This is a genomic window from Variovorax sp. P4_D9, from assembly GCF_056401695.1.
Genome location: NZ_JBFUIU010000523.1, coordinates 1 through 6,399, shown reverse-complemented (window position 1 = coordinate 6,399; position 6,399 = coordinate 1). Strand labels below are relative to the sequence as shown.

Here is a 6,399-nt window from a genome sequence, read left to right as displayed (position 1 = left end):
GACATGCCGTAGACCTCTAACAATCACCGTCCCGTCACCTGCCTGAAGCGCTCGCCGACCGCGGTCGGCAGCGACGCCGCGCCGCAGAAGCCGGCGCGCACAGCGCTGATGTCGGCGTCCGCCAGCGGCACGTCGAGCACGGCCCCCACCGAGGTGGGCACGGCGCCCACCAGCGTGGCGCCGTACTGGCCGGCCAGGCGCCAGAAGCCCTGCACCATGGCCGGGTTGCGCAGTCCGCCGGGCGACATGATCAGCAGCCCGACCCCGGCCATGAAAGCGCTCAGGCCGCAGAAGATGGTGCCGCCCACGTGGAATAGCGGCAGGGTGGCCGTGAGCGTGTCGCTGGCGCGCATGTCGCCCAGCACCGCGCCGCCCAGCGCGGCCGTGAGCTGGCTGCGGTGGGTGTGCGCCACCAGCCTGGGCGCGCCGGTGGTGCCGCCGGTATGGAAGTAGGCTGCCACGTCGTCATCGCGGCCCGGTTCGCCGAACAGCAGCCGGTCGTCGGGCTGCGCCATCAGCGCGGCATGGAAGTCGATCACGCCTGCCTCGGCCGGCGTGCCGGGCGGGGCCACCCGCACCAGTGTCAGCCCCGGCAGTTCGGCACGCAGGGCCAGCGCCTTCTGCCAGATGTCCAGCACCGGGTGCGGGCCCAGCGCCACCAGCACCTGGACGCCGGAAGCCTTCAGCAGGCCGGCGATGTGTTCCGGCTGCAGCAGGAAGTTGATCGGCACCGCGTAGCCCGCGGTCTCGGCGCCCCACAGCGTCGCATGGGTCTCCACCAGGCTGGGCAGCATGTAGGCGACCCCGGGGCGCGCGCCGGCCAGCGACGCGAACAGATTGGCGGCGCGCCGGACCAGGCCGAGCAATTCGCGGTAGCTGACGCGGCGGGGCTGCTCGTCGGGCGCCCCGGTCGTCAGCATGGTCAGCGCGGTGCGCTCCGGCTGCCGCGCGGCGGCGCCGATGAACACGTCCAGGATGCTGCGCTCGGGCAGGCGCTGCGCCAGCGTCATCTCGGCCTCGAAGCGCGCGATGTCGTCCGGATTGCGAATTCCGGTTTCGGGCAGGTGGGCCATGGCCAGGTTCTCCGGACGTTGAATGGCCGGGGACCTTACCCGAACGGCGCCAGACAGACAACGCAGGTGAACCCCGCAGGGCGCCGGCCCGGTCAGACCACGCTGCGGTGCCGCTCGATGCAGGTCGCCAGCGTCTCCTCGCCGGAGCGCTGCCACCAGTCCAAGGTCGAGAAGATCTCGACCTCGCTGAAGCCCGCGAAGCCTGCCGCCTCGACCCAGCCGCGGATCTTCCGCAGCTCGACCACGCCGTCGCCCATCATGCCGCGATCCGACAGCAGGTCGCGTGTCGGCGTGAGCCAGTCGCAGACGTGGAAGGCCAGCAGCCGCTCCCTGCCAGCGCGGGCGATCTGCTGCTCGAGCTTCGGGTCCCACCACACGTGGTAGATGTCCAGCGCCACGCCCAGCATGCCGGAGCGCCCGGCGTCCAGTTCGTCGCACAGGTCGAGTGCGTGCTCCAGCGTGTTGATGCAGGCGCGGTCGGCGGCCTGCATCGGGTGCAGCGGCTCGATTGCGAGCGGCATGCCGACCTCGCGCGCGTAGGCCAGCGATGCCGCGATGCCGTCGCGCACCTCGCCGCGCGCGCRGCCGATGTCCTTGTAGGCGGCCTTGCCGTCGAGCGCGCCAGGCAGGGCGCCGACCACCAGCACCAGGCAGGGCGCATCGAGCGTCTTCGCCTCGTCGATGGCGCGGCGGTTGTCGTCGAGCGCGGCCCTGAGGCCGGCGGCGTCGGGCGCGGGGAAGAAGCCGCCGCGGCAGTAGCCCGAAAGCCCGATGCCGTGCGCCTTCAGCTGCTTCGCCACCTTGTCGAGCCCGACCGCGGCGACCTGGTCGCGCCATGGGCTGATCGCGCGGATGCCGCGCTCGGCGCACTGGTCGATGATGTGGTCCAGCGGCACCTCTGCGCCGTGCTGCTTCCGGATCGTCGCGGTGTTGATCGACAGCCAGTCGTGGTCGTGCTGGCCGTGTTTGACACCCGAGGCGTGCTCGATGCAACCGAGGGCCCGCAGGGCCTGCTGGCGGGTGGCGCGGTGCGTGTGCTGGTGGACTGCTCGACGGGCGACCCCGAGGCGTTGGAGTCGCTGGCGATGCGCCTCGAGGCGCAAGGCGTCGACCTGATCGAAGCGCCACTGTCAGGCTCCAGCAGCCAGATCGCGGCGGGGGAAGCGACGATGCTGCTCGGCGGCGACGCGGACGCCGTGCGCGCCAGCGAAGCCGTGCTCGCGGCGCTCTCGTCGCGTCGCATCCGGATCGGAGGCGCCGGCATGGGAGCGCGAGCCAAGCTCGCGAAGGTACAGCAGCGCCTCGGGGCATGCCGCCCGAGAGCTGCCATGGGTACTTGTTCTCGAAGCCTGCGAGGCCCGCCATCTTCATCAGTTTGCGGGCCCGCTCGCGCGCGGCGGCCTTCGGCAGATGGCGGATCTCGGCCTGCAGCAGGATGTTGTCCTCGACACTGCGCCAGGCCAGCAGCAGCGCGCTCTGGAACACGATGCCGACATCCTTCTGCGGCCCCGTGATCGGCTTGCCGGCCAGTGTCAAGGTGCCGGCGCTGATCGGCAGCAGCCCGGCCACCATCTTCAGCAGCGTGCTCTTGCCGCAACCCGAGGGCCCGACCACCGAGACGAACTCGCCCTCGCGGATCGAGAAGTCGAGCGGCTTGAGCGACTCGACCGGGCCGTCCTTGCTCTGGTAGGTCTTGGCGACGCCGCGCGCTTCGATGAGAGTGTCCAGGGCCATGAGGAACGATCAGTTGGTCGGCAGGAAGTCCAGCGTTACGTAGTCTTCGGGCTTGCCGCGCGTGGCGGCGTCCATGCCGCCGTATTGGACCAGCAGGTCGAGCGAGTCGTTGACGTTCTTCATCGAGACGTGGTACGGCCGCTGGTTGGTGGTTTCCTTGGTGTGAAAGAGGGCCGCGCTCTGCTTCATGCCGACGATCAGCGTGTTGCGCACGCCGGCCTTCGGGTTGGCCTTGAGCATCGCGTCGACCGCCGCAGCCGGATCCTTCTCGGCCGCTTCGGCGGCGCGCGTGGAGGCCCGCATAAAGCGCTTCACGAGGTCGGGGTTCTCGGTCAGCAGGTTCTTGTTGGCGATGATCCCCGAACTGATCTGGTTGACGCCCGAGTCGTGGCACAGCGCGCCATCGTCACGGGCACCAGCTCGGATTGCAGGCTCGCGAAGTCGGGGTCTGCGCCATGGGCGAAGCCGGGCCGGGCAAGCGATGCGATCGCGATCCGGCCGCGACGACGCGGCCTACGCCACCTGCGAGCTCAAGGGCCACAACGACGAGCCAGTGCGAAGCGCTGGCGCGAGCAGGAGATTGCGAAGCATCGACGAGGACCGTGGTTGAAGCCTGGACGGGATCCGTGCAGCGGCGCTGCGCGTTTCAATTCACCAATAAGTGAATTAGCAATTCTAGAAATGCCCTCGTCGACCCGTCAACCGGCGAGCCCCTAGGAGATACCCGTATCAGCGAAGGACGTACCCGAGCACGAGGTCGGTCATGTGCGACAGGCGTTGGGCCATCGCCTTCGGCGCCCGCAGGTCACGCCCGAAGACCGCCGACAGGGTGTCGTTGTTCGACAGGTAGAAGTAGCAGAGCGACGCGATCGAGATGTAAAGCTGCACCGGGTCGACGCCGGCGCGGAACAGGTTGTCGCGGCGGCCGCGCTCGAGCACGCCGTCGAGCAGCGCGATCAGCGGCGAGTTCATTTCCTGGATGCGTTCGGAGCGCTTCAAGTGCGCGGCCCGATGCAGGTTCTCGCTGTTGAGCAGCGTGATGAACTCGGGGTGCTCGAGATAGTAGTGCCAGGTGAAGGAGACCAGCCGGCGGATCGCCTCCACCGGTTCGACCGCGTCGAGATGGAGTTGTTGTTCGGCTTCGCGGATGTCGGCGTAGGTGCGTTCGAGCACCGCGAGGAAGAGGTCGTCCTTGCTGCCGAAGTAGTAGTAGATCAGGCGCTTGTTGAGGCCCGCGCGCTCGGCGATGCTGTCCACGCGGGCGCCTGCCAGGCCGCGCTGCGAGAACTCGTCGCGCGCCGAGGCGAGGATCGCGAGCTGCGAGCGGTCGGCGTCGCGCGAGCGCGGTTCGGCGGCGACCGGGGTGGGAGCTTTCATGGGGCGAATTTAACCAATTGGGGAATTAAGGCAAGCGGGCGCGGGCCGAACCGATAATTCGAACACCCCATTGCACCAGAGAGAAAGAGGCGCCCGTCCATGAGTACAACCCAACCCGCCGGCCATCTGATTGTCGAATGCCTGCTCGAGCAAGGCGTCGAGCTAGCCTTCGGCGTCCCCGGCGAAAGTTTTCTCGCGGTGCTCGACGGCTTCCATGCCTACGGCGATCGCATCCGCTTCGTCGTCAACCGCCAGGAGGGCGGGGCGGCCTTCATGGCCGAGGCGCACGGCAAGCTGAGCAACCGGCCCGGCGTCTGCTTCGTGACGCGCGGGCCCGGCGCCACCAATGCCTCGATCGGCGTCCACAACGCCTTCCAGGATTCCACCCCGATGGTGCTCTTCGTCGGCGACGTCGGCAGCGACTTCCGTGATCGCGAGGCCTTCCAGGAGGTCGACTACGCGAGCTTCTTCGGCCCGAGCACCAAGGGCTTCGCCAAGCGCGTGGAGCGCATCGACGACGCCGACCGGATCCCCGAATACGTGGCGCGCGCCTTTGCCACCGCGATGAACGGGCGCCCGGGCCCGGTGGTGCTGGTGCTGCCCGAGGACATGCTGCGCAGCATGACCGCTGCCCGGCCGCTCCAGCGCGTCGAGGCGGTGGCGGCCTGGAGCGACCCGGGTGCGCTGCGCACCCTGCGCGAGCTGCTGCTGAAGTCGGAGCGTCCGCTGGTGATCGCCGGCGGCGGCGGCTGGACGCCGCAGTCGGCGCAGGCGCTGCAGCGCTTCGCCGAGAACTGGAAGCTGCCGGTGACCAACGCCTTTCGATTCCAGGACACCTTCGACAACCACCATCCGCTGTATGCCGGCGATGTCGGCATCGCGATCAATCCGAAGCTGRCCGAGCGCGTGCGGCAGAGCGACCTGATCCTCGCCATCGGCCCTCGCCTGGGTGAGATGACCACCGGTGGTTACACGTTGCTCGAAGCGCCGAAGGCGAAGCAGACGCTGGTCCACATCCATGCCAGCGCCGAGGAGCTCAACCGGGTCTACCAGGCCGACCTGGCGATCAATGCCGGCATGGCCTCGGCGGCGCGCAGCCTCGAGGTGCTCAGCGCGCCGCCGGAGCTGCCCTGGGAGGTCTGGACCGCGGCCGCCCATGCCGACTACCTTGCCAACCTGGAGCCGCAGCCGCTGGCCGGCCTGCCGGCCGAGGCGCCGCGTGGCGCGGTCGACATGGTGGCGGTGGTGCAGCTGCTGCAGAAGCACCTGCCGGCGGATGCCGCGATCACCAACGGGGCGGGCAATTTCGCCAGCTGGGTGCACCGCTATTTCCGCTACCACGGCCTCGCCAAGGGTCACAAGACGCAACTCGCGCCGACCAGTGGTGCGATGGGCTACGGCGTGCCGGCCGGCATCGMGGCCAGCATCGCGACCGGGCGCGTCGCCTTCACGATCGCCGGTGACGGCGACTTCCTGATGAACGGCCAGGAACTCGCCACAGCGTCGCAGCATGGCGGCAAGAGCATCATCGTGCTGCTCAACAACGGCATGTTCGGCACCATCCGCATGCACCAGGAGCGCGAGTACCCGAACAAGGTGAGCGGCACCGCGCTGCAGAACCCGGACTTCTGCGCGCTGGCCCGGGCCTACGGCTACGCGGCCGAGCAGGTGACCGAGACCGCGCAGTTCGAGGCGGCGCTGCTGCGCGCGCTGGCGGCGGACACCGGCACGCTGATCGAGATCCCGCTCGACCCCGAAGTGATCACCACCCGCGGCACCCTGAGCGCGATTACCCGATCGGCCGAGGCGTCCGGGCGCTGAAGCCAAAAAAAAGCCGGCTGCTGCCGGCTTTTTCATGCAAGCGCACGAGGCGCTCGCGGGCTCACTTGACGTGCTTGCCGATCAGCGAAGCCAGTTCGAACATCGACACTTGCGGCTTGCCGAAGATTTCCTTCAGCTTGGCGTCGGCGTTGATGTTGCGCTTGTTGGCCTTGTCCTGAAGGTTGTTCTTCTTGATGTAGTCCCACAGCTTGCTCACTACGGCGGTGCGCGGCAGAGGCGTCGAGCCGACCACGGCGGCGAGCGCCGGGCTGGGGGTCAATGCCTTCATGAACGCAGCGTTGGGTGTGCGCTTCTTGGCGGGAGCAGCCTTCTTCGCGGGAGCAGCCTTCTTTGCAGGAGCAGCCTTCTTGGCGGGTGCTGCCTTCTTTGCAGG

At 68.7% G+C, this 6,399-nt stretch carries 6 protein-coding genes and 2 pseudogenes; 2 read left to right on the top strand and 6 right to left on the bottom strand.

Features of this window, described 5'->3' with window-relative positions; translation table 11 throughout:
* Nucleotides 1-23: 23 nt before the first annotated feature.
* Nucleotides 24-1,073, bottom strand: coding sequence for an AMP-binding protein (locus tag AC1DY5_RS37510; RefSeq protein ID WP_478119541.1), 1,050 nt, complete (start codon nucleotides 1,071-1,073; stop codon nucleotides 24-26).
* 92 nt (nucleotides 1,074-1,165) lie between these two features.
* Nucleotides 1,166-2,062, bottom strand: a complete 897-nt coding sequence (locus tag AC1DY5_RS37505; protein WP_478119540.1) for a sugar phosphate isomerase/epimerase family protein — start codon at nucleotides 2,060-2,062, stop codon at nucleotides 1,166-1,168.
* Between AC1DY5_RS37505 and AC1DY5_RS37500 the strand changes: the two are divergent.
* Nucleotides 1,955-2,257: pseudogene (locus AC1DY5_RS37500) on the top strand (NAD(P)-binding domain-containing protein); the annotation flags it as partial. The gene AC1DY5_RS37505 and the pseudogene AC1DY5_RS37500 sit on opposite strands and share 108 nt — an antisense overlap.
* A gap of 178 nt (nucleotides 2,258-2,435) precedes the next feature.
* Here the strand turns inward: AC1DY5_RS37500 and AC1DY5_RS37495 are convergent.
* The 3 genes and pseudogenes from AC1DY5_RS37495 to AC1DY5_RS37485 all read right to left on the bottom strand — a co-directional run.
* A pseudogene (locus AC1DY5_RS37495) lies at nucleotides 2,436-2,807 on the bottom strand (ATP-binding cassette domain-containing protein); the annotation flags it as partial.
* A gap of 9 nt (nucleotides 2,808-2,816) precedes the next feature.
* Nucleotides 2,817-3,203: an ABC transporter substrate-binding protein gene (locus tag AC1DY5_RS37490; protein ID WP_478119539.1), complete on the bottom strand. Its 387-nt coding sequence runs from the start codon at nucleotides 3,201-3,203 to the stop codon at nucleotides 2,817-2,819.
* Between the two features lie 333 nt (nucleotides 3,204-3,536).
* Complete coding sequence (locus tag AC1DY5_RS37485; RefSeq protein ID WP_478119538.1) at nucleotides 3,537-4,184, bottom strand: TetR/AcrR family transcriptional regulator; 648 nt, start codon at nucleotides 4,182-4,184, stop codon at nucleotides 3,537-3,539.
* A 99-nt stretch (nucleotides 4,185-4,283) separates the two neighbouring features.
* Between AC1DY5_RS37485 and AC1DY5_RS37480 the strand changes: the two genes are divergently transcribed.
* Nucleotides 4,284-6,005: a thiamine pyrophosphate-binding protein gene (locus tag AC1DY5_RS37480; RefSeq protein WP_478119537.1), complete on the top strand. Its 1,722-nt coding sequence runs from the start codon at nucleotides 4,284-4,286 to the stop codon at nucleotides 6,003-6,005.
* A gap of 61 nt (nucleotides 6,006-6,066) precedes the next feature.
* Here AC1DY5_RS37480 and AC1DY5_RS37475 read toward each other — a convergent pair.
* On the bottom strand, nucleotides 6,067-6,399 hold a 333-nt coding region (locus AC1DY5_RS37475), incomplete at its 5' end, for an SWIB/MDM2 domain-containing protein (RefSeq protein ID WP_478119536.1).